Origin of the sequence: Bacillus sp. FJAT-49736 (assembly GCF_018343615.1) — a bacterium.
Lineage (GTDB): Bacteria > Bacillota > Bacilli > Bacillales > Bacillaceae_C > Margalitia.
In genome coordinates this window covers 24048-43986 of sequence record NZ_JAGYPI010000002.1, presented here as the reverse complement: position 1 = coordinate 43986, position 19939 = coordinate 24048, and the positions used below count along the sequence as shown (strand labels likewise).

22 protein-coding genes are annotated in these 19939 nt (G+C 35.9%); 14 read left to right on the top strand and 8 right to left on the bottom strand.

The window, feature by feature from the left end; translation table 11 throughout:
* The first annotated feature begins 21 nt into the window (after positions 1-21).
* Positions 22-1419 carry a Fe-S cluster assembly protein SufB gene (gene sufB / locus KHA87_RS11845; RefSeq protein WP_213094379.1) on the top strand — a complete coding sequence of 466 codons (1398 nt, stop codon included), beginning with the start codon at positions 22-24 and terminating at the stop codon, positions 1417-1419.
* A 479-nt stretch (positions 1420-1898) separates the two neighbouring features.
* On the opposite strand, the gene KHA87_RS11840 is transcribed toward sufB, so the two are convergent.
* Positions 1899-2744, bottom strand: a complete 846-nt coding sequence (locus tag KHA87_RS11840; RefSeq protein ID WP_213094378.1) for a YheC/YheD family protein — start codon at positions 2742-2744, stop codon at positions 1899-1901.
* A 165-nt stretch (positions 2745-2909) separates the two neighbouring features.
* Here KHA87_RS11840 and KHA87_RS11835 point away from each other — a divergent pair, with 165 nt between their 5' ends.
* A complete protein-coding gene (locus tag KHA87_RS11835) occupies positions 2910-3677 on the top strand; it encodes a YheC/YheD family protein (RefSeq protein WP_213094377.1) in 768 nt (255 codons plus the stop codon).
* A gap of 46 nt (positions 3678-3723) precedes the next feature.
* Here the strand turns inward: KHA87_RS11835 and KHA87_RS11830 are convergent, their stop codons facing one another.
* Positions 3724-4482 (bottom strand): YheC/YheD family protein, encoded by a 759-nt coding sequence (locus KHA87_RS11830; protein WP_213094376.1) that lies wholly within the window; start codon positions 4480-4482, stop codon positions 3724-3726.
* 349 nt (positions 4483-4831) lie between these two features.
* Here KHA87_RS11830 and KHA87_RS11825 point away from each other — a divergent pair, with 349 nt between their 5' ends.
* The 4 genes from KHA87_RS11825 to yunB all read left to right on the top strand — a co-directional run bounded on the left by KHA87_RS11825 (position 4832) and on the right by yunB (position 8412).
* Entirely contained in the window at positions 4832-5677 is an 846-nt protein-coding gene (locus KHA87_RS11825; protein ID WP_213094375.1) for a DUF72 domain-containing protein, read from the top strand.
* Positions 5678-5739: 62 nt separating this feature from the next.
* Positions 5740-7104, top strand: a complete 1365-nt coding sequence (locus tag KHA87_RS11820; protein ID WP_213094374.1) for a bifunctional metallophosphatase/5'-nucleotidase — start codon at positions 5740-5742, stop codon at positions 7102-7104.
* 87 nt (positions 7105-7191) lie between these two features.
* Positions 7192-7494: a YunC family protein gene (locus KHA87_RS11815; RefSeq protein WP_213094373.1), complete on the top strand. Its 303-nt coding sequence runs from the start codon at positions 7192-7194 to the stop codon at positions 7492-7494.
* Positions 7495-7686: 192 nt separating this feature from the next.
* Complete coding sequence (gene yunB, locus KHA87_RS11810; RefSeq protein WP_213094372.1) at positions 7687-8412, top strand: sporulation protein YunB; 726 nt, start codon at positions 7687-7689, stop codon at positions 8410-8412.
* A gap of 39 nt (positions 8413-8451) precedes the next feature.
* Here yunB and KHA87_RS11805 read toward each other — a convergent pair whose 3' ends face one another.
* Together KHA87_RS11805 and KHA87_RS11800 are read right to left on the bottom strand one after the other, a co-directional pair.
* Positions 8452-9435, bottom strand: a complete 984-nt coding sequence (locus KHA87_RS11805; protein ID WP_481748358.1) for a M23 family metallopeptidase — start codon at positions 9433-9435, stop codon at positions 8452-8454.
* Between the two features lie 121 nt (positions 9436-9556).
* Positions 9557-10261: a YhcN/YlaJ family sporulation lipoprotein gene (locus KHA87_RS11800; RefSeq protein ID WP_249310371.1), complete on the bottom strand. Its 705-nt coding sequence runs from the start codon at positions 10259-10261 to the stop codon at positions 9557-9559.
* 112 nt (positions 10262-10373) lie between these two features.
* Between KHA87_RS11800 and KHA87_RS11795 the strand changes: the two genes are divergently transcribed.
* The 3 genes from KHA87_RS11795 (at position 10374) to KHA87_RS11785 (ending at position 11967) form a co-directional block, all read left to right on the top strand.
* On the top strand, positions 10374-10646 hold the full coding sequence (locus KHA87_RS11795) for a YutD family protein (RefSeq protein WP_213094369.1): 273 nt from the start codon (positions 10374-10376) through the stop codon (positions 10644-10646).
* Between the two features lie 70 nt (positions 10647-10716).
* Positions 10717-11154 carry a DUF86 domain-containing protein gene (locus tag KHA87_RS11790; RefSeq protein WP_213094368.1) on the top strand — a complete coding sequence of 146 codons (438 nt, stop codon included), beginning with the start codon at positions 10717-10719 and terminating at the stop codon, positions 11152-11154.
* A 48-nt stretch (positions 11155-11202) separates the two neighbouring features.
* Entirely contained in the window at positions 11203-11967 is a 765-nt protein-coding gene (locus KHA87_RS11785) for a TIGR01457 family HAD-type hydrolase (protein ID WP_213094367.1), read from the top strand.
* 43 nt (positions 11968-12010) lie between these two features.
* Here the strand turns inward: KHA87_RS11785 and KHA87_RS11780 are convergent, their stop codons facing one another.
* On the bottom strand, positions 12011-12508 hold the full coding sequence (locus KHA87_RS11780) for a phosphatidylglycerophosphatase A family protein (RefSeq protein WP_213094366.1): 498 nt from the start codon (positions 12506-12508) through the stop codon (positions 12011-12013).
* Between the two features lie 183 nt (positions 12509-12691).
* Here KHA87_RS11780 and yutH point away from each other — a divergent pair, with 183 nt between their 5' ends.
* Positions 12692-13705 (top strand): spore coat putative kinase YutH, encoded by a 1014-nt coding sequence (gene yutH / locus KHA87_RS11775; protein ID WP_213094365.1) that lies wholly within the window; start codon positions 12692-12694, stop codon positions 13703-13705.
* Between the two features lie 91 nt (positions 13706-13796).
* Here the strand turns inward: yutH and KHA87_RS11770 are convergent, their stop codons facing one another.
* On the bottom strand, positions 13797-14054 hold the full coding sequence (locus KHA87_RS11770) for a NifU family protein (RefSeq protein WP_249310370.1): 258 nt from the start codon (positions 14052-14054) through the stop codon (positions 13797-13799).
* Between the two features lie 122 nt (positions 14055-14176).
* Between KHA87_RS11770 and KHA87_RS11765 the strand changes: the two genes are divergently transcribed.
* Both KHA87_RS11765 and KHA87_RS11760 read left to right on the top strand, forming a co-directional pair.
* Positions 14177-14500 carry a YuzD family protein gene (locus tag KHA87_RS11765; protein WP_249310369.1) on the top strand — a complete coding sequence of 108 codons (324 nt, stop codon included), beginning with the start codon at positions 14177-14179 and terminating at the stop codon, positions 14498-14500.
* 303 nt (positions 14501-14803) lie between these two features.
* The gene (locus KHA87_RS11760) at positions 14804-15043 is read left to right on the top strand and encodes a YuzB family protein (protein ID WP_213095146.1); all 240 of its coding nucleotides are present in this window, start codon (positions 14804-14806) and stop codon (positions 15041-15043) included.
* 80 nt (positions 15044-15123) lie between these two features.
* Here KHA87_RS11760 and KHA87_RS11755 read toward each other — a convergent pair whose 3' ends face one another.
* Entirely contained in the window at positions 15124-15807 is a 684-nt protein-coding gene (locus KHA87_RS11755) for a DUF2225 domain-containing protein (RefSeq protein WP_213094363.1), read from the bottom strand.
* Positions 15808-16026: 219 nt separating this feature from the next.
* Between KHA87_RS11755 and KHA87_RS11750 the strand changes: the two genes are divergently transcribed.
* Positions 16027-16389, top strand: a complete 363-nt coding sequence (locus KHA87_RS11750) for a HesB/IscA family protein (protein WP_213094362.1) — start codon at positions 16027-16029, stop codon at positions 16387-16389.
* Positions 16390-17188: 799 nt separating this feature from the next.
* On the opposite strand, the gene KHA87_RS11745 is transcribed toward KHA87_RS11750, so the two are convergent.
* Positions 17189-18187 carry an NAD(P)/FAD-dependent oxidoreductase gene (locus KHA87_RS11745; RefSeq protein WP_213094361.1) on the bottom strand — a complete coding sequence of 333 codons (999 nt, stop codon included), beginning with the start codon at positions 18185-18187 and terminating at the stop codon, positions 17189-17191.
* A gap of 346 nt (positions 18188-18533) precedes the next feature.
* Here KHA87_RS11745 and KHA87_RS11740 point away from each other — a divergent pair, with 346 nt between their 5' ends.
* Complete coding sequence (locus KHA87_RS11740) at positions 18534-19751, top strand: NAD(P)/FAD-dependent oxidoreductase (protein ID WP_213094360.1); 1218 nt, start codon at positions 18534-18536, stop codon at positions 19749-19751.
* Positions 19752-19939 lie beyond the last annotated feature (188 nt).

The window sequence follows — 19939 nt, the reverse complement described above, 5'->3', positions numbered from 1 at the left end:
TAAAAAGGAGGAATGATTGAAATGGCGAAGAAAATGCCTGAAATCGGTGATTATAAATATGGCTTTCATGACAAAGACGTTTCCGTATTCCGTTCAAAACGCGGATTGACTCGTGAAATTGTGGAAGAAATCTCTAAAATGAAAAATGAACCTCAGTGGATGTTAGATTTTCGTCTTAAATCATTGGAACATTTCTATAATAAACCAATGCCGCAATGGGGTGGAGACCTATCCGGTTTAAATTTTGATGAAATTACCTATTATGTAAAGCCTTCTGAGGCACAAGGCCGCACTTGGGATGAGGTACCGGAAGAAATCAAGAACACATTTGATAAGCTAGGTATTCCTGAAGCAGAGCAAAAATATTTAGCAGGTGTATCTGCACAATATGAATCTGAGGTTGTCTATCATAATATGAAGGAAGACCTTGAAAAAATGGGAATTATTTTCAAGGATACAGACTCCGCCTTACGTGAAAATGAAGATATTTTCCGCGAGCATTGGGCAAGCGTAATTCCGCCAACAGATAATAAATTTGCTGCATTAAACTCTGCAGTTTGGTCAGGCGGTTCCTTTATTTATGTTCCGAAAGGTGTTAAAGTGGAAACTCCATTACAAGCATATTTCCGCATTAATTCCGAAAACATGGGACAATTTGAGCGTACCCTTATTATTGTAGACGAAGGTGCACATGTTCACTATGTGGAAGGATGTACAGCACCTGTTTATACTACTAATTCTCTTCACAGTGCAGTAGTTGAAATTATCATTAAGAAAAACGCATATTGCCGTTATACTACTATTCAAAACTGGGCAAATAACGTATATAACTTAGTTACAAAACGTGCCGTTTGTGAAGAAAACGCCACAATGGAATGGATTGACGGCAATATTGGCTCTAAGTTAACAATGAAATACCCAGCTGTCATTCTTAAAGGTGAGGGTGCTCGCGGTATGACCCTTTCCATTGCGATAGCAGGTAAAGGACAGCATCAAGATGCTGGTGCAAAAATGATGCACTTAGCACCTAATACATCTTCAACAATCGTGTCTAAGTCGATTTCGAAGCATGGCGGTAAAGTAACGTATCGCGGTATAGTTCATTTTGGTCGTAAAGCAGAGGGTGCAAGAGCAAATATCGAATGTGATACTTTAATTATGGATAACCAATCTACATCTGATACGATTCCTTATAATGAAATCTTGAACGACAATATTTCATTAGAGCATGAAGCAAAGGTATCAAAAGTATCAGAAGAGCAGCTCTTCTACTTGATGAGCCGTGGAGTTTCTGAGCAAGAAGCAACAGAAATGATCGTTATGGGCTTTATCGAGCCATTTACAAAAGAGCTTCCAATGGAGTATGCGGTTGAAATGAATCGTCTTATCAAGTTCGAAATGGAAGGTTCTATTGGATAATATAGAAAAAATCCTTTTTATATCAAGGATTTGAGAGATTGTTATAAATTGTACATTCATCGGCATGCCGATTGAATTTTATCTTTTAGTGTAGGAGGCGAACTTTTGAAGTTCGCCTTTTTCTATTTTTACGGTTATATCAAGATAGGTATCTGTTGCATTAACACTAACTAGTCCATTTACGTCACAAGTCTTTATCTGACCTAGGATTAGGAAGTCATATTACATCGTACCAGTTATTGAAAGCGTAACTGAATGAGTGACTAAGAATGTCCATGTATTTAATATCAGTGAGACATTAATGGGATTTGGTGGTCTACCCACAAATAAACCTTTGAAATACGTCTAGAAAAATACAGAAGATTTCAAAGAAGGATTGGAAGGATTATGAAGCCAATTGTATTCCATCGTATAAAATTGTGGGTAATTTGATGTTGCTTACGGCTTTTTTATAGAGTTTTTTGTCTTCCTTGAATTATTTACTTTTTCCTTCTTCTTCGGTTATTAATAATTTGTCTATACATAGATTTGTCAGCTAGTTCGCTATAAAAAGCAATACTGGGTATAGTATTAACTTCAAATATCCACGGTTGTCCATTTTGATCTATTCCAAAATCAATTCCACACTCTTCGCACCAAGGATATTTAACACCAAATATTTTGCTGACCTTCAGTGAAATCATTGTAATTTCATTTTCCAGTTCTGTTGCTTTCTTTTCATCCATTCCGGCTTGTTGTATAACAAATTCTCTAAATGGTATTGCCCAAGCACCTCTATTTCGATTGACAATGCCATCCTCAGAATTAACCATTTTCCCAAGAATACCGCTTCTTATCCATTCATTATTCACCTTTTGGGTATGAACTCGAATACCTAAGGGCAACCCATCCTTTGAGATACTATTGATTCCGGCCTGTAAAATAAAGCTTCTATATTTATCTAAAAAGGGTGTAGGTTGGATTATTTTCTTCACTTGTTTTAAATCGGTAATTTCTACAGCAATATTTTCCCCTTTAGTGGAGAAACCTTGGACCTTATATAATCTATTAGCAAAAAGGGTAGATAAATTGGCCAAAAATAAGCGAGGTTTTAGAACCATTTTTATGATGGAGGCAATTCTTGATGAAAAAGATTTTGAGCTTATTCGTAAAATGCCTTTTCCTTGCCCACCGCCATCGGGTTTAACGTAAACAAATCGATATCGGCCCAGAAAGTCCTCTAATGCTTGTGTGCTATATTGTACAGTCTCCGGAAAGTACTTTGAGACAGTTGAATCACTTGTTATTAATTGTGCTTGTTTCCACTTTTTAATATTAAAGGGCATGATTCTCTTGACTCCTTAACATGGACTTTATGTAGTCTATTCTTTAAAACAAGCTTTGACTGTGTCTTTATCTTTTCCAGGATGGAAATTGTCCATTTTGCATATACACAAAAGTTAATACTTTGGAATAGGATAAGGAAAAGTCATTTGGAAAAGGTGAGGGAAGTGAACTATATCAATAAATGGGAACAGGCTTTAATATTTCGGGAACATCCAACATTATGTCGACATTATCCTAGTACTGAAAGATTAACGGATAATAGAATAAATGAATTTTTAAACCACTACCCTTTTGTATATGTTAAACCTGTTGGCGGAAGAGAAGGCAGGGGGGTCATTCGGATTGAAAAAAATATGAATGGATCTTATACTGTTAATGGTTATACTTATAAAAAAGAAAAAATAAATAAAGAATTTAGCAATTTAGAGGAAGTCATAGCCTTCCTTCATTATAGTAATGTAAAAAAATCTCTTCCAAGTTGTATCATTCAACAAGGTATCTCGAGTTTAACTCCAAATGGACAAGCACTAGGTGTTCGTGTACACATTCAAAGCATTGGAGATAAATGGGTTCTCGGAGGGATGCTTGGAAAACTAGGCAGCCAAGACGACGGAATAGTTAATCGGAATTGCGGGGCAAAGGCACTATTGGTTCGGAAACTGTTTGTCGAGCACTTACAAATGAACGAAGCAAAGGCACAAGCGTTAGAGAATAATATACAAGAGATTTGTCTTGAAGCAGGCAAAGTGTTTCGGGAGCAATATGATTGGATTGTCGAATGCGGGATTAATATTGGAATTGATCGGAATGGTGATGTTTGGATTTTTGAAGTGAATATGAGACCAAGTATTAAATTTTTTTATGAACTCGAGGATCAAACTGTCGTTCATCAGATTTTAGAAAATCGAAAATTGCGTCTTAAGACGAAGTAACGTAAAAAGCCCCTTACATGGTAGGGGCTTTTTTGCATCCAAGTCTTTATTCTGCCATCTGTTTTAACCTCATGATCCTTTGATAAAGCGTTTTATCAGCTAACAGCCTGAAGTTTGCTCGTATAAGCGGAGCTGTATTTACTTCATATAACCAGACTTGTTTGTTACCATCTAACCCGATATCAATGCCAAATTCTTTGTTTTTAGGGAAAAGGGGACTTATCTTCCTGGCTGTATTTAAGATACAATGGTGAAGGTTTTCTAAGACCTGTTGCTGATCTTCTTCAGAATAATGAAGCAGTTCCGCAAAAAGAGTTTCTAGTGTAATCGGTTTTCCTCCTATAAGGGAAGTTGTTACGATATTTCCTGGAGCCCCAAGGCGGCAGCAGATACCACCAATGGTCCACTCCCCATTCACCCGAAGGACGTGTGCTCGAATATCAAAATTTCTTTGGTCTATAGTAGCATTTTCAATTCCTTTTTGAACAATATAACGAGAATTAGAAGTCATATCCTTTAACCTACTCCACAATTTATGGAAATTACGGAACTCTTCAATGGTCTCTGATTCGCTTGTCCGTAACAAAAACGAACCATTTTCTTTCTTTTCAATTCGTATGATTCCATTTGATTTGCTACCTTGGTCAGGCTTTACATAGATTTTCTTGTAAGCTTTGGTCATCTTGCCCAAAGTATGGTATTCAAGTATTTCGGTAGGTGGAAGAAAAATTTTCGTTTCGGGATGGCATTGAAGTACATAGAACATAACTGCTTTACTTTTAATTTGGCGTCTACCTATAGACATTTAATTCCTTCCTTCTAGTTCTTTAAAATTAAGGCACTACCCTTAAAACCACTTCACAACAATAAAAAGGATGGGATGTTTTTTACAACTATTAAAATAAATTATGTAATTTAGTAACTAAATGTATAGATACTTGTCCACAATTTTAAATCCTTATAAATCCTGGAAAATCTTACAACGTACCATTTGCTGTTACTTTTCCGTAATTGAATATATTTGAATCAAAATAATATATTTTGATGAGTTACAGCATTTCTTCTGAGAAACACACCTCGCAAGAGTACTTTCTCCTGCGAGGTTTTTTTACGTTATTATGATAAAATGAGGTATATGAAATGCAGGTGATCTTATGATTTATATAGGTTTGGCGGGATGGGGCGACCACGATGGTCTTTATAAGCATGGTATCTCACCTAGAAATAAACTAAGAGAATATGCAGGCCATTTTCCTATAGTAGAGGTAGATGCATCCTTCTATGCCATTCAGCCTGAAAGAAATGCGCTTAAGTGGGTTGAGGATACCCCAAGTTCCTTTCAATTTATCGTAAAAGCCTATCAAGGTATGACAGGGCATGAAAGAGGGAATATACCATACTCCACGAAAGAGGAAATGTTTAGAGCATTTCTACAATCGATTAAACCTTATGAAGAAGCTAAAAAGTTGGCAATGGTCCTTTTTCAATTTCCGCCTTGGTTTCAATGTACAAAAGCAAATGTTCAATATTTACGGTTTTGTAAGCAAATGATGGAAGATGTGCCGGTTGCACTTGAATTTCGCCATCAATCATGGTTTACACCGCAATTTAAAGAAGGGACATTGAGCTTCATGGAAAAGGAAGGATGGATTCATAGTATATGTGACGAACCACAAGCAGGCGAGGGATCTGTACCAACTATTTTAAAAACAACTCACTCAGAAAAAACGCTTATCCGTTTTCATGGGCGAAACGTATATGGCTGGAGAAAGCCTCAGCAAGGGGATTGGCGTGAGGTTCGGTATTTATATAGATATAATGATAAAGAATTACAGGAATGGAAAATACAACTGGATGCTTTTACGGAGCTCTCAAAGGATTTATATATTATTTTTAATAATAACTCCGGTGGAGATGCTGCAGATAACGCCAAGCAGTTTATCGAATTATTGGGGATAGAATACGAGGGATTGGCGCCGCGACAATTAGATTTGTTTTAATATACCTAGTTAGTATAAGTGTAAACTTTCATGTTTGTAATGAGCTAGATAGGAGCATATAAATGATTGAACAAGTTCACATCTATCATACCAATGATGTTCATAGCCATTTTGAAAATTGGCCGAAAATCCGTACCTTTTTACAAAGGAAAAAATCTCTTTATAAGGATAAAGATAATTTTCTGTTGTTTGATATTGGTGATCATGTTGACCGTTGGCATCCTTATACAGAAGGGACAGTTGGCAAAGGCAATGTCCAGCTATTGAACGAATTAGGATATACCGCCGTTACAATAGGTAATAACGAAGGAATTACCTTATCACATACAGAATTAGATTCACTCTACAAAGAAGCAAAATTTGATGTTCTTGTTGCGAATTTATTTAATCAATCAGGCAAAAGGCCAAATTGGGCAATGCCTTACAACATTTATACGACGAAAAATGGCATAAACATTGGAGTGTTAGCAGTAACAGCGGACTTCGGAAAATTATATGAATTACTAGGGTGGCGTTTAACAGAACCAATTCCACAGGTGGCAGCAGAGCTTCAATATATGAGAAAAATAGCAGATATTATTATTGTCCTTTCCCATTTAGGGATTTATGAGGATGAAAAGATGGCTAATCTCTATCCTGAAATAGATATCATATTAGGCGGGCACACCCATCATGTCTTACCCGAAGGAAAAATGATTCATAACACCTTATTAGCTGCCGCAGGTAAACATGGAAATTACGTTGGAAAAGTTTCTGTTACGATAGATACCCACCGTAAAAAATTAATAGATAAAAGCGCCTTATTATATAATACGAAACAATTGCCTGCTCCAAAGGAAGAGGAAAGGGATATTGTTGCTTTTCAATCAGAAGGAAAACAGCTTTTAAATAGCGTTCTCGTAAATCTCCCAGAAACATTGGAAATAGATTGGTTTGGCCCTTCCTTATTGTCAAAAATTTTATGTGAGGCCATTAATGAGTGGTGTGAGTCAGATTGTGCATTTATTAATGTCGGTCTTCTGCTTGGAAATCTGCAAAAAGGTAACGTTACAAGATACGATATACATTCTATACTTCCCCATCCGATTAATCCTTGTCTAATAGAGCTGTCAGGTGCAGAGCTAAAAGATGTTTTGCTGCAAACATTAGACTCAAAATGGCCAACTTTGGAATTAAAGGGATTAGGCTTTCGAGGCAAAATCCTTGGGAATTTCATTTATCATAATATAACAATTAGAAATCAGAACCTTTTTATTAAAGGAAAGCCACTTGAGGAAAATAAAAAATATACACTTGGCACGGTAGATATGTACACATTTGGTCATTTTTTTCCACAACTTTTAGAGGCAAAGAAAAAATACTTTATGCCGGAGTTCATTCGTGATGTAATGATTTGGAAGCTGCAAAAGAAATATGGGGATTTGTAAGAAAGTCAGGCAACCATTTCTCGTCCTTTACATACAGATGGTATAAAGGGGTCTTATTTTGACTTAATCAGTAAAGGAGAGAATACGTTGGTTACTATTACACCTGTTGACATTAATGGTCATACATTTATTGCGACGACCGTAGCCCTTCCAAAGACCAATCTGTTAACCATCTCTAATGATAAAGGGTATATTATGTGCGGTGCACTGGATGTCGCACTTTTAAATAATCGTCTGAAGGATCGAAACATAATAGCAGGAAGAGCGGTTGGAGTAAAAACAGTCGAGGAATTATTAAATGCTCCGCTTGAGTCTATAACATGGGAAGCGGAAAAACTCGGGATTACAGTAGGCATGACCGGTAAGGATGCTCTATTAAAAATGATATAGGGCCCTTTATCTTTAAACTTTGTTGCTTTTGTTGACGGTTTTAATCTTTAAAAAATGCCCCGAAACGAAGGTATTATAAGGATTTTATACTGATATACAAACAGCAATAATTTAAAAAACAGTCATGATGTAAAACAATGATAATTTTATCCCTCAAACAAGCATACATATAGCTTGTAAGGGGGGATTTTTTTGGCTAAATTTCGTGCTCGTAAACCCCGGCGAGGAGGTCCTTTGCCGTTACGGTATGTTTTACTTTTGACTTTTGTATTTTTTATATTATCCACCGTTATTGGGATATGGATTGTCAATAAAGGACTTGCACCGACCTTAATTAATTATGCAGATAGTCAAAATCGAAAAATTGCTGAGGAAGCAGTTAACTATGCAAAAAAGCAAATACAGGATGAGATTGATCCAGAAAATATTGTAGTAACTAATAAAAATAACAATTATTTTATTACAAATCCTTCTATTAGCAATAAAGTGGAAGCAAAAGCTCAAAGTATTATTCAAGCAGTGTTAAACGGACGTGAGGCTGGAAATATAGCAGCGTTCTCTGATTTGGGGATTGTCCATGATTCAGAGGGACTTGTCTACTCGATTCCAATCGGACGTGCAACGAACAATGCATTATTAGGAAATATTGGTCCTAAGATTCCTATTAAGCTTCAAGTGATTGGGGATGTCCAAGCAGATTTAATTTCCAACTACAAGCCGGTTGGAATTAATCATATTTCCGCGGATGTCTATATACAATTGACAGTAAATGTTCAGACCATTATTCCTTTTGAAACAAAAGTAACACCATACAAACAAAAGATAACGCTATTTAGCGGCGTAATACCTTGGGACCCTCCGCAATATTATAATGGCGGATCATCAACACCTACGATACAATTACCGCCCAAAAAATAAAAAGGAAAGAGCTTCAGGATCCAAAGGGTTCCTGAAGCTCTATTTCTTTCTTCTATCCATCCTTTCCCATTGCTTTAAATGTGGGAACGGATCAAATGACCACTCGCCATATCCGTTATCTTTATACATCCCGTAATGAAGATGTGGCGGGAATTTCCCTGAAGTGCCTGGAGGTCCATACCCTGTACTTCCGACGCTACCAATAAGCATGCCAGGTTGCACAATTTGTCCGACATGCAAATCCTTAGCATATCCATTTAAGTGTGCAAAATAATGGTACGTATTATTTATATCACGAATACCTATTCGCCATCCCCCAAATTTATTCCAGCCTTTCATCTCTACGATGCCGTAGCAGGTTGAGCGGACCGGTACCCCATAACCGGCAAAAATATCTGTGCCTTCATGAATTCTGCGTCCTCCCCAACCGCGACGATCTCCCCACGTATCCCGGTAGCTATAGTTGAAACGGAGAGGGATTGGAAACGATTTTGCATTTAAATCCAATTTTCCAAAATGCCTGTATAATTTTGCTTTTTCCATAATTAAGCCTACAGCTTTATCTCTTTTATAATAATCCCATAAAGCAATCCGAAAATGATCCTCATCAGTGCCATACTTTAAAATATGATTGGCAAAGGAATATAGTATGTCCATATCATCATTCATATTCGCTTTTCCATCGCCAGTTCCATCCACACCAAAGCCGTTAAATAAGTCGATAGACAACAGTGATGGGTCCATTTGATTCGGATTTAACCAGCCTGACCATTGAGCAGGATTAATATAGATTCCAGTAATACCGTTTGATTTTGGAATATCTTTACGAACGGATCGGATGCTTCTTTCATAATGATCAACAGCTGCAATGAAATACCATGGAATTTGGGTTGTTGTCTGTATCCTTTTATAAAGCTCCATTCTTTTCTGATATATTTCTTCTTCAGACATTTCCTTTCCATATGTTATATGGGAAGATGAGAAAACAATAAAAAATATCAGAAAGCAAGTAAAAATGCGCAACGGTTTTGCCTCCTTGTACATTTATGAACTTAGTTTGCGTCGGAAGCATTTTTTCATATACATCAAATATTGGAAGGAACATTTCAATGGAAAAAACTGCGTCCGAAAGACGCAGTCAACCTTACAAGTTTCCTTTATCGAATTGCTCATGAAGGTTATCAGTATCCTCCATTTTTCCGCGATTTATATCATTTGATTCACCATTTTCATTTTCTCCAGTACTCATTTTATGGCCTTGAGGAGTGCTTTTCAGCATCATCTTAACTGTTTGCTTTATAACTCTCTCTTTATTGGCATCACTGGATTTCATATAGGAGATATTCTCAACATATTGCTTTAATGTCGGGTTATCGGTAACATAAACATGATACCAACGAGGTACAACCGAGAAAGCCGTTTTCTTTACTTGATCGGCTACATCATTTCGGTCTTTTTTGGATTTGGCATCTGTCTTATATGAGATTAATACTTCTTCATCTGTTACTAACGTAGCGGCATCATGTACCCTTGGATTAGTTACAGCAATTTTACTAATGGCATCTGCTACCTTTTCCCGATTAATGGTATAAATATCTTGATATTTAATATTCTGTCCAGGAATGGGGCTTTTTACATGTCGAACATAACCGAATTCATTGGATTTTTCAGCACTCGTTTTTTCCAAGCCGGCATTGTACATATCAACACGTTCGTATTTGTTCACTGTATTCCCATTCTTTTTATAAACAGCGGGATTTTCTGCCACATTTTTGCCATTGTTATTGTTGCTGCAGGCAGTTAGTAAAGCGGCACTTAGCAATGTCGCAGTTATTATTTTTTTGCTCAATATCAGCACCCCCTTAATATTTAGAGTGTGCACGTTTTTTTATTTTTCTCTTAGTAATTCATGGGGAATTAGTTATAATTTAAAGTATAGTTATGAGATGAGGTGAATTACGTTGATCTGCATTAATAATCAATGTTATGAAATTATAAAGGAATTTCGAAATGGATTTAATGAAGAAGCATTTCGAACAAGATATAGCGATATTTTAACCAAGTACGACTACATTGTTGGAGACTGGGGCTATGGCCAGCTAAGGCTAAAAGGCTTTTTTGCCGATGACAATCCAAAGGCTACATTTGATACAAAAATAAGTGTATTATCTGAATACCTTTACGAATACTGTAATTTTGGCTGTGCCTATTTTGTAGTACAAAGAGTGTCATAGTGCCAGAAGAGATATCCACTTTATATTATGTTAAAATAGTATTGAAGATAAGGAAAGCTGGTGTATTTGCATGTATTTTGTAGATCGTGAAAAAATGGAAAAAACCTTGCAATATATGGAGGCTAAACTGCAATTATTTCAATCAAACTCCAATTGGAAAAGTGAAGTAGAACAATTGGCGTTAGAACGAATTGCCCATACTATTATTGAAGCTATTCTAGATGTTGGAAATGCGATGATTGATGGATTTATTATGAGAGATCCTGGAAGCTATGAGGATATTTTGGACATATTAACCGACGAAAAAGTTATAACAGAAGATATGTCCAAAAGCCTGTTGAAAATCATATTATTTAGAAAGGTTCTTGTACAACAATATATCGAAATTGATCACGCTGTTCTGCTACATACCTTTACAGAGGGAATACCTTCCTTGATGGATTTTCCGAAAAAAGTAAGGGAATACTTAACAAATGAATTAGGTCCAGTTTCAGCTTTTAAAAGCTAATCTTTCGCTTTCGGTATGAAAGCGTTTTTTCTTGTAAAGGAGACGAACATGAAAAGTTACAAAGGTTATTTAATTGATTTAGATGGAACAATGTATCGGGGAAAGGAAAAAATTGAAGCGGCTGGAGATTTTATTCTTCGTCTAAAAAAGAAAGGGATTCCCTATCTGTTTGTGACCAATAATTCATCAAGAACACCGGATCAAGTTGCTGCTAAGCTTAATGAATTTGACATTCCCACTCTACCTGAACAGGTTTTTACAACCTCTATGGCTACAGCACAATATATGCATGAGCTAAAGCCGCAAGCATCGGTCTACGTTATAGGAGAAGAGGGGATTAAAACTGCATTGAAAGACAAAGGTTTTCAGTTCATAGATGAAAAACCAGATTTTGTTGTAGTAGGAATTGACCGTGATATAAATTATGAAAAATTAGCTCTTGCATGTCTTGCTGTGAGAGGAGGGGCAACCTTTATTTCAACCAATGCAGACATTGCTCTCCCGACAGAAAGAGGATTTTTGCCGGGCAATGGCTCCATTACCTCTGTAATTTCTGTGTCAACACAAACAAATCCAATTTTTATTGGAAAGCCTGAATCAATCATTATGGAACAAGCCTTAGCGTTCTTGGGAACTAAAAAGGAGGAAACCATAATGGTAGGAGATTTTTATGATACGGACATAATGGCAGGTATTCGTACCGGAATAGATACATTATTAGTTCATACTGGAGTAACAACGAAGGAACAGCTTAAGGACAAGGACATTCAGCCTACTTACAGCGTTGACTCCCTTTCTAAATGGATTATATAAAAATAAGAGGCGTGTAGATAAAACACGCCTACTTTTTTCAATTTTAATTATTGTCGGCCCTATGGGCTAATCTGCTGGAGGCTGCAGCGGCGATTGCTCCTACTATATCATCTAGAAATGTATGGCATTCTCCGCTTGTATGATCATTTAATCTCTGCAAGATACCGGGCTTTAGTTTGTCAATATATCCATAATTGGTAAAGCCGATCGATCCGTACACATTCACAATGGAGAATGCAAGAATCTCATCCACCCCATATAGGCTTTCATCTACGGCAATAATAGATTGTAATGGTTCATCTAATAATCCTTTTTCTGCAAGCATATCCAATTGGATTCCTGTTAAAATGGCATTTTGAACCTCGCGCTTTGAAATAACCCGATCTACATTTTCGAGGCATTCCTCAAGCTGTAAATCAGGGTGATATTTTTTTTGCAAAAACATCACTAGCTCTGCAATATCTTTCAATTCCACTCCGCGATTTTTAAGCCAAAGCCGTGCTGTTGTTTCGGATATACTCATTGCTCGGTTATTTTCCATATTGTCACCTTTTTCTTTTTTATATTTCTTATTTTTCCCTAAAAGATGCGAAAATAGAATTTTGTTTTGGATTTTACCGTCTAATTTGAAACGTGATAATTAATGGGGTTAATTCATATATATGATTGAATACAGATTTATGGCATTTTCCTTGAATGATTTTCTTCTATAAGGAGGATTAGCATGTCAATTGAAATCCTTAGGGAATATTTTAATATAACTCCTGATACTTCTTTTTTAGACGGTAAATACTTAAGATATGTAAAAGAAGAGAAAATATATACTCTTGTTCCTGTTACCAATATGAAGGAAGAAGTGTTGGTGGAATTATATTTAATGTCTGACCATTTGGCGAGTCAAGGGGATCGAAATGTTTCCGTCTTTTATGCAGCAAAGGATCAAAAGTTTCTAGTTACACATCAAGAGGAAGATTATGTACTATTATTAAATTCATATACAAAAGTCCCAGCAAAAAGAAGCTTTGGAAGGAAATTAGCAAAATTTCATCAGCGCGGACGTTCCATCCAGGTCGAAATTCAGCATACAAGCAGCCTCGGAAAATGGAAAGTATATTGGGAGAAAAGATTAGAACAAATTGAAAAGGTTTGGTATCAGGTTGTTCAAGAAAATCCTAATAATGATTTTGATCATATGTTTGTTGAAACATACCCATATTATATGGGATTATGTGAAAATGCAATTCAATATATAGTGGATACAGAGCTGGATGAGGAACCTCTTGATATTGATGTTGGAACAGTATGTCATGAACGTTTTAACAATGATATTTGGGGAAATCGAATGTGGATTCGAAATCCTTTTGATTGGGTTTTTGATCACGCATCGAGGGATATCGCTGAATGGATAAGGCAACAATACTTTCGAAAAAATAAATCATTTTTACCGGATGTTCAAAATTTCCTGGATGAGTATCAAGGTGTAACGTCCCTATCCAGTTTTTCTTGGAGGTTGATTTATGCAAGACTCTTGTTTCCTCTCCACTATGTTGAATGCATAGAGCAATATTATTTAACGAATTCAGAAAAACAACATAAACAACTGGAAGAGCGACTTCATAAACATATACGTGATTCGGCGGAATACGAAAGTTTTTTAGGTAATTTTTTTCAGTTGTTAGGGAGGAATCCTGTAAAATGGAATATTCCGGAGATTGGCTGGTTTAATGTTTTAGGATAAAGTATTTATGAAATAAAGCGATCCTATAAGGATCGCTTTTCAAAGGTCTTGTTACCAGACAATAGATTATTTAGAAAATCCGCTTATCTAATTAAAATACTTGTTCTACTTCGACGACACCGGGAACTTCTTCAAATAGTGCGCGTTCAATACCGGCTTTTAACGTAATAGTAGAGCTTGGACATGTTCCACAAGCACCTAGCAAACGAAGTTTCACGATGCCATCTTCCACATCCACTAATTCACAGTCACCGCCATCACGTAATAAAAATGGACGCAATTTATCTAATACTTCTTGAACTTGTTCAATAATAGTTTCTTCAGCCACGCAAAATCGACTCCTTTCCATATTCTTATTATAATAAGTTCATGTAAAAAAATCTATTATGGAATTCGAATTGAATTTACCAATTCTTCTTCCGTTTCCTAAAATCTTGTGTAAAATAAAGAGAGAAGGGGAGAGAAATAGTGATGAAACAAGTTAAAATTGTCGTCTACGGTGCTGAACAACTATGTGCAAGCTGTGTCAATTTACCATCCTCAAAAGAAACCTATGAGTGGCTGGAGGCAGCAATCTCAAGAAAATACCCGGAACAGCCATTTGAAATTACTCATGTGGACATTTTTGATCCTCCAAGTGATGAAGAGCTTGCAGGATTTGCGGAGAGAGTTATTTCGGAGGATATGTTCTATCCAGTTGTTACATTAGAAGGAAATATTGTCGGTGAGGGGAATCCCCGCCTAAAAGATATATATGAGGAATTGGAAAAGCACGGATACGTATCCAGAAATTAATATCAACAGGAGGTCCAAATGTATGGACCTCCTTTTCTTTTTTGAAATAATAATAATTAATCCTTTGGATTCCTTTTTTAGAAATTTTCTACGTTTAGCGCAAGCTGCTATCGGCTCGAAGATTTCCACGTCTCTTTTCTACACGTAAGGGCATTAAGTGAAATTTAAAGGTTAATTTCATTCGGATGTACGCAAATGAGCAAGTCACCAAGCCTATTTATGTTCATGATAGAATATCTTATTGCTGTCTCGTTGACGATAGTTTGTAAATGGAGTAGGATAATCATTGGTAGAGAGGTGATGATCTTGAATCCTATTATTGAGTTTTGTGCAAGCAATCTTGCTAGCGGTTCATACAAAGCTTTGGAAATTTTAGAAGAAGATCCAAATCTGGACATTGTAGAGTACAGCTGTCTGGATTTTTGTGATATATGTGGCGAAGCAATGTTTGCATTAGTGAATGGCGAGTATGTGAAAGGGGATACTGCCGAGGAACTAGTGGAAAATATATATAAATACTTGGAAGAGAATCCAATGTTTTAAAAAAAGGAACAGTATTGTACTGCACCCGGTTAGATTTTACTCTAACCGGGTGCAGTATAACTGTTCTTTTCCTTTTTGCGTTAACTTGTTGCTTTTCTCATTTCATTCCATTGATCTCGTGCCATTTCTACAATTGTTCTTTCTGTAGCCGAGGATTGTTTCTCTATTACTTTTGAAAAATAATAGACAGCTTCGTCATATTGATCCGTTCTCCGTAGTATTTCAGCAATTAAATATAAAAGTTTCATTTCAGACATTTGGGTACCTAGAAAATCCTCATTAATATAGGAATCTTTGTATTCCTGAACGGCTATTTGGAGAAATCGCTGCTGTTCCTGTTCTTTTTCCAATAATCGATAAAGCCATGCTATACGTAGAAAAATTCCTGCTATTGTAACCTTTTTCTCTTGTTTAATTACAGCGCAATAGGAGGCAAGCTTATAGGCATTAATAGCTTGCTGAATGGAGCGATTTTGACCGAAATCCTGATGAACCCAATGATTACTTACCTTTTCAATTAATTCGCTTTTAATAACAGGAATAATATGCTTGGAAAACTCATCTGAAAATGAAAATCCGCAATGTGGACATACATAAATATTATAGAGTACTGGGTTTAATTCTTTAGTTTTGTAGTTAGGGCAAAAGTCCTTATCATAATAATCAACCTTTACAAACCTGGAACGTATTTTTAAAGAAGTAAATGTTCCTTTGCATAAATAACATTCAAATGATTTTTCATAAAAAGGTGACAATTGGTCCATTCTTATCAACACCTTATATATAATTTTGTGACATTTGTACTGAGACTATATACCTTTATTATATATATATATTTAGAGAAATGAAATAATAAGATGGGATTTGCATAACAAGACGGAAAGGTTGAGAGATAAGAAGGAAGGGTTTATAATAAACAAAAAGAAGTAATGGAACATATTCATATATATATGATTTATTGATTCATATGGGAGGTGTATATTGTGAGCGAATTGATTATTTTATCTGAATCAGCTGCAAATCAAATTAAGGATATGATGAAGCATAATGAGGAAGAAGGAGCATTTCTGCGAATTTCCATCAATGGCGGAGGCTGCAGCGGTCTTTCCTATGGCATGGGCTTTGATCATGAGAAAAAAGAAGGAGACCATGAGGACGAACAATTTGGAATCTCAATTTTAGTTGATAAAGAAAGTGCTCCAATTTTAAAGGGAACAAAAATTGATTATAAAAACTCCCTAATGGGCGGAGGATTTACAATCGATAATCCAAACGCGCTTGTAACATGCGGCTGTGGTTCTTCATTCAAGACTGCAACGAATGCGGGTACACCAGAAAATTGCTAAGAAAGATTTTTAATTGTAATAAGTACGGGTTTTGATCTCGAATAAATAATATATCCATTAACAGTCCAATTAGCTTAGTAATTGGACTGTTTTTTTATTAATTGATATTTTGGAATTTTTGACAGAAAAATAAGTTGTTCATCAACAGAAGGCACTTTAGTGAATCTTTAGTACATTTAAGCTGTATAAATAGGAAAAAACGTTTTTATCTAAATGGAGGTGAATGTATTGAGCTTAGCTGTATGGTTTGGGGTGGGCATTGGCGTGGCAGCTGCAATAGGTTTATTAGGAAAATCGAAAAGGAAAAAATAAAATCGTTTCTTTGTTGGGTTAGAACGTGCATTTTTTACTAATGGGGACAAGAGCTAAAGATGGAGTGACTGTCGTCCTTTCCATTCCTTGTTGAGATAGAAGGACACTTGTTTAAAAAAATCATTAATGTGATATTAAGTACTATGAGGAACAAAAAACATTTTAGGAGTTTTGTAATAATTGACGTAGTATAATGTTATCCCTTTTCAGATAGATGTTGTTTTAAATCTAATATCTACCAATTCGTGGTCCTTGTGAGGGTTATAACCTTTTTATAATTATGGGTATGTAAGTTGTACTTAAATTATTGAAAGGTAATAATTCCATAAGCCGATTAAATTGCAAAATGCTCAGAGCTTTTTATACCCTGAGCATTTTTAATTACTTATGTTGTTTTCATTAAATACAAACAGTCATCGACTACATATAAGGAAAGCGCTAGCGCCTTGCTTCCAAGAATAAGTAGAAGCCTAAAGCAATAACTTTTTTATGAAGGGAACAATGAAGTACTATGCATTGGCTGCAAGCGTGATTTTGGATCTATGTATGCCTTCGCGTTGCTTACAGCTGTTGGGGCCTCACCAAAACCGGTAGCAATGAGCTTAATTTTGCCTTCAAATGTGCAAATATCTCCAGCCGCATAGATACCAGGTATATTTGTTTCCATTTTTGAATTAACAACGATTGAGTTTTTCTCAATTTTTAGTCCCCAATCTTTTATTGGGCCAAGAGAGGAAATAAATCCGTAATTGACAATAAGTGCGTCAAATTCAATTGTTTCTTTCCGTTCACCTTTAACCTCTTCTAATATAAGCTGCTTTGCCTCATTTTCATCCCCAATCAATTCAATAGGGACAAATGGGGTCTTTATTTCAACCTTTGAAGCCTGAAGGGTTGCTACACTATGTTCATGGGCACGAAACTTGTCCCTTCGATGGATAAGAGTAACCTTTTCTGCAATAGGCTCCAGCATTAAAGCCCAATCTACTGCAGAATCACCGCCCCCAAGGATGGCAACCTTTTTCCCTTCGAATTGCTGCATGTCATTTATAAAATAGTGAAGGTTTTTCCCTTCATATTGAGCAGCATTTTCTAATTCTAGACGACGTGGCTGAAAGGCACCGACTCCGGCTGTAATGATGATTGTTTTAGAATAATGAATTTCCTTATCCGTTACAAGCTTGAAAGTTTCATCCTCAAGCCTTTCTATATCTGCTACTGCTTGGTCCAAACATATGGTTGGAGAAAACATGGAGATTTGCTCCTTTAAATTATCGACCAAATCTTGAGCTTTTACCTTTGGGAAGCCTGCCACATCATAAATATATTTTTCAGGATAGAGGGTTGAAAGTTGTCCGCCTAATTGTGGTAAGCTTTCGATAATCTTTACGCTCGTTTGCCGCATTCCACCATAAAAGGCAGTAAACAAACCTGCAGGTCCTCCTCCGATAATTGTTATATCATATACTTTTTGATCCTCTTTCAAAAGAACCCCTCCAATAATACAATTATTCCTATATATAATATCACATCACATCCATCATCATGTAATTTAAATAATAAGGGAGTAGAAAATACTGATATCAAGTTTACTGAATATTCCTAAGTTTTCTTTTTCCTAAATATATATTGAAAAACAACTGCAAAAGGCATATCATGTAATAGGGAATTATGTTAATTTTTTATGACATTTATATTTATTTTTTTTTACATCAAAGTGCTGTGATAAGTGAAAATCATCACAAACGAAAAAACTTTAATAAGGCAAGATATATGATGGAAATAATAAAGATACCATCATCAACAAAAAATAAAAGGTGGAAGTGATACAAGTGAGAAAGCCAAAGATTGTAGTTTTAGGTGCCGGGTACGGTGGATTAATGACAGTAACTCGACTTCAAAAGCAGATTGGAAGCAATGAAGCGGAAATTATTCTTGTGAACAAAAATGAGTATCATTATGAAACAACATGGTTACATGAAGCATCTGCCGGTACTTTACATCATGATCGTGTTCGCTACGACATTAAAAAAGTAATTAATCGCAGCAAGGTCCAATTTATTCAAGCAACTGCAGAAGAAATTAAAGTGGATGAGCAAAAGGTTATCTTAGATAATGGCGAAGTGGAGTATGATTATCTAGTTATCGCACTTGGTTCTGATTCTGAAACATTTGGTATTAAAGGTCTAGATAAATATGCATATGCTATTACAAATGTAAATGCGGCACGTCAAATTCGTGAGCATATTGAATATCAATTTGCTACTTATCATAATGAGGAAGAGAAGAATGATGATCGCTTAACCATAGTAGTTGGTGGTGCAGGATTCACAGGTATCGAATTCCTTGGAGAATTAACAAATCGTATTCCAGAGCTTTGCAAGGAATATGATGTGGATCGTTCAAAGGTTCGTATCGTATGTGTGGAAGCATCTCCTATGGTATTGCCTCAATTCGACCGAGACCTTGTTGATTATGCCATTGCTTTACTTGAAAGCAGAGGAGTGGAATTCCATATCGGAACGGCTGTACAAGAAGCTAAGGAAGATAGCGTTATTATTGGTAAAAAGGATGAGGAACCACAAGAAATTAAATGTGGAACATTAATTTGGTCTGCAGGTGTTCGTGGTAATTCCATCATTGAAAAATCAGGAATTGAAAATATGCGCGGACGTGTAAAAGTAAATCTTGATTTACGCATTCCTGATAAGAACAATATCTTTGTAGTTGGAGATTGCTCACTCATTATTAACGAAGAAAGCAACCGTCCATATCCTCCAACTGCGCAAATTGCAATGCAGCAAGGTGAGGTTTGTGCGAAAAACTTGGCGAAGCTTGTGCATAATCAAGAAAACTTAGAATCATTTGTATTTGATGATAAAGGAACTGTTTGTTCATTAGGTGAAGATGATGCGATTGGTGTTGTTTTCGGTAAGAAAATTAAAGGCTCCAGTGCTTCCTTTATGAAGAAAGTTGTCGATAATCGTGCATTGTTTATGGTCGGCGGAACATCACTTGTATTGCAAAAAGGTAAATTTAAATTATTTTAATAAATAAAAAAGACGGGGATAAGTTTCCGTCTTTTTTATTGCAGTTTTTAAAATATTTAGAAAAATGGAGATTGAGTGTGTATAGAGGAAAAAAGATTACTTGTATTCGCTTACATGGGTGGAATTAGATGTTTACGGATTTTCTATTAGATGGTATATTATCAGAAAATTCGAAAAGGGAGTGACGA

Bases quoted from the DNA above. Each gene is read 5' to 3' on its own strand.
- sufB (WP_213094379.1), top strand. From the start codon at position 22: ATGGCGAAGAAAATGCCTGAAATCGGTGATTATAAATATGGCTTTCAT.
- KHA87_RS11840 (WP_213094378.1), bottom strand. From the start codon at position 2,744: ATGCCCTTTAATATTAAAAAGTGGAAACAAGCACAATTAATAACAAGT.
- KHA87_RS11830 (WP_213094376.1), bottom strand. From the start codon at position 4,482: ATGTCTATAGGTAGACGCCAAATTAAAAGTAAAGCAGTTATGTTCTAT.
- KHA87_RS11825 (WP_213094375.1), top strand. From the start codon at position 4,832: ATGATTTATATAGGTTTGGCGGGATGGGGCGACCACGATGGTCTTTAT.
- KHA87_RS11820 (WP_213094374.1), top strand. From the start codon at position 5,740: ATGATTGAACAAGTTCACATCTATCATACCAATGATGTTCATAGCCAT.
- KHA87_RS11790 (WP_213094368.1), top strand. From the start codon at position 10,717: ATGTATTTTGTAGATCGTGAAAAAATGGAAAAAACCTTGCAATATATG.
- KHA87_RS11785 (WP_213094367.1), top strand. From the start codon at position 11,203: ATGAAAAGTTACAAAGGTTATTTAATTGATTTAGATGGAACAATGTAT.
- KHA87_RS11780 (WP_213094366.1), bottom strand. From the start codon at position 12,508: ATGGAAAATAACCGAGCAATGAGTATATCCGAAACAACAGCACGGCTT.
- yutH (WP_213094365.1), top strand. From the start codon at position 12,692: ATGTCAATTGAAATCCTTAGGGAATATTTTAATATAACTCCTGATACT.
- KHA87_RS11770 (WP_249310370.1), bottom strand. From the start codon at position 14,054: ATGGAAAGGAGTCGATTTTGCGTGGCTGAAGAAACTATTATTGAACAA.
- KHA87_RS11765 (WP_249310369.1), top strand. From the start codon at position 14,177: ATGAAACAAGTTAAAATTGTCGTCTACGGTGCTGAACAACTATGTGCA.
- KHA87_RS11755 (WP_213094363.1), bottom strand. From the start codon at position 15,807: ATGGACCAATTGTCACCTTTTTATGAAAAATCATTTGAATGTTATTTA.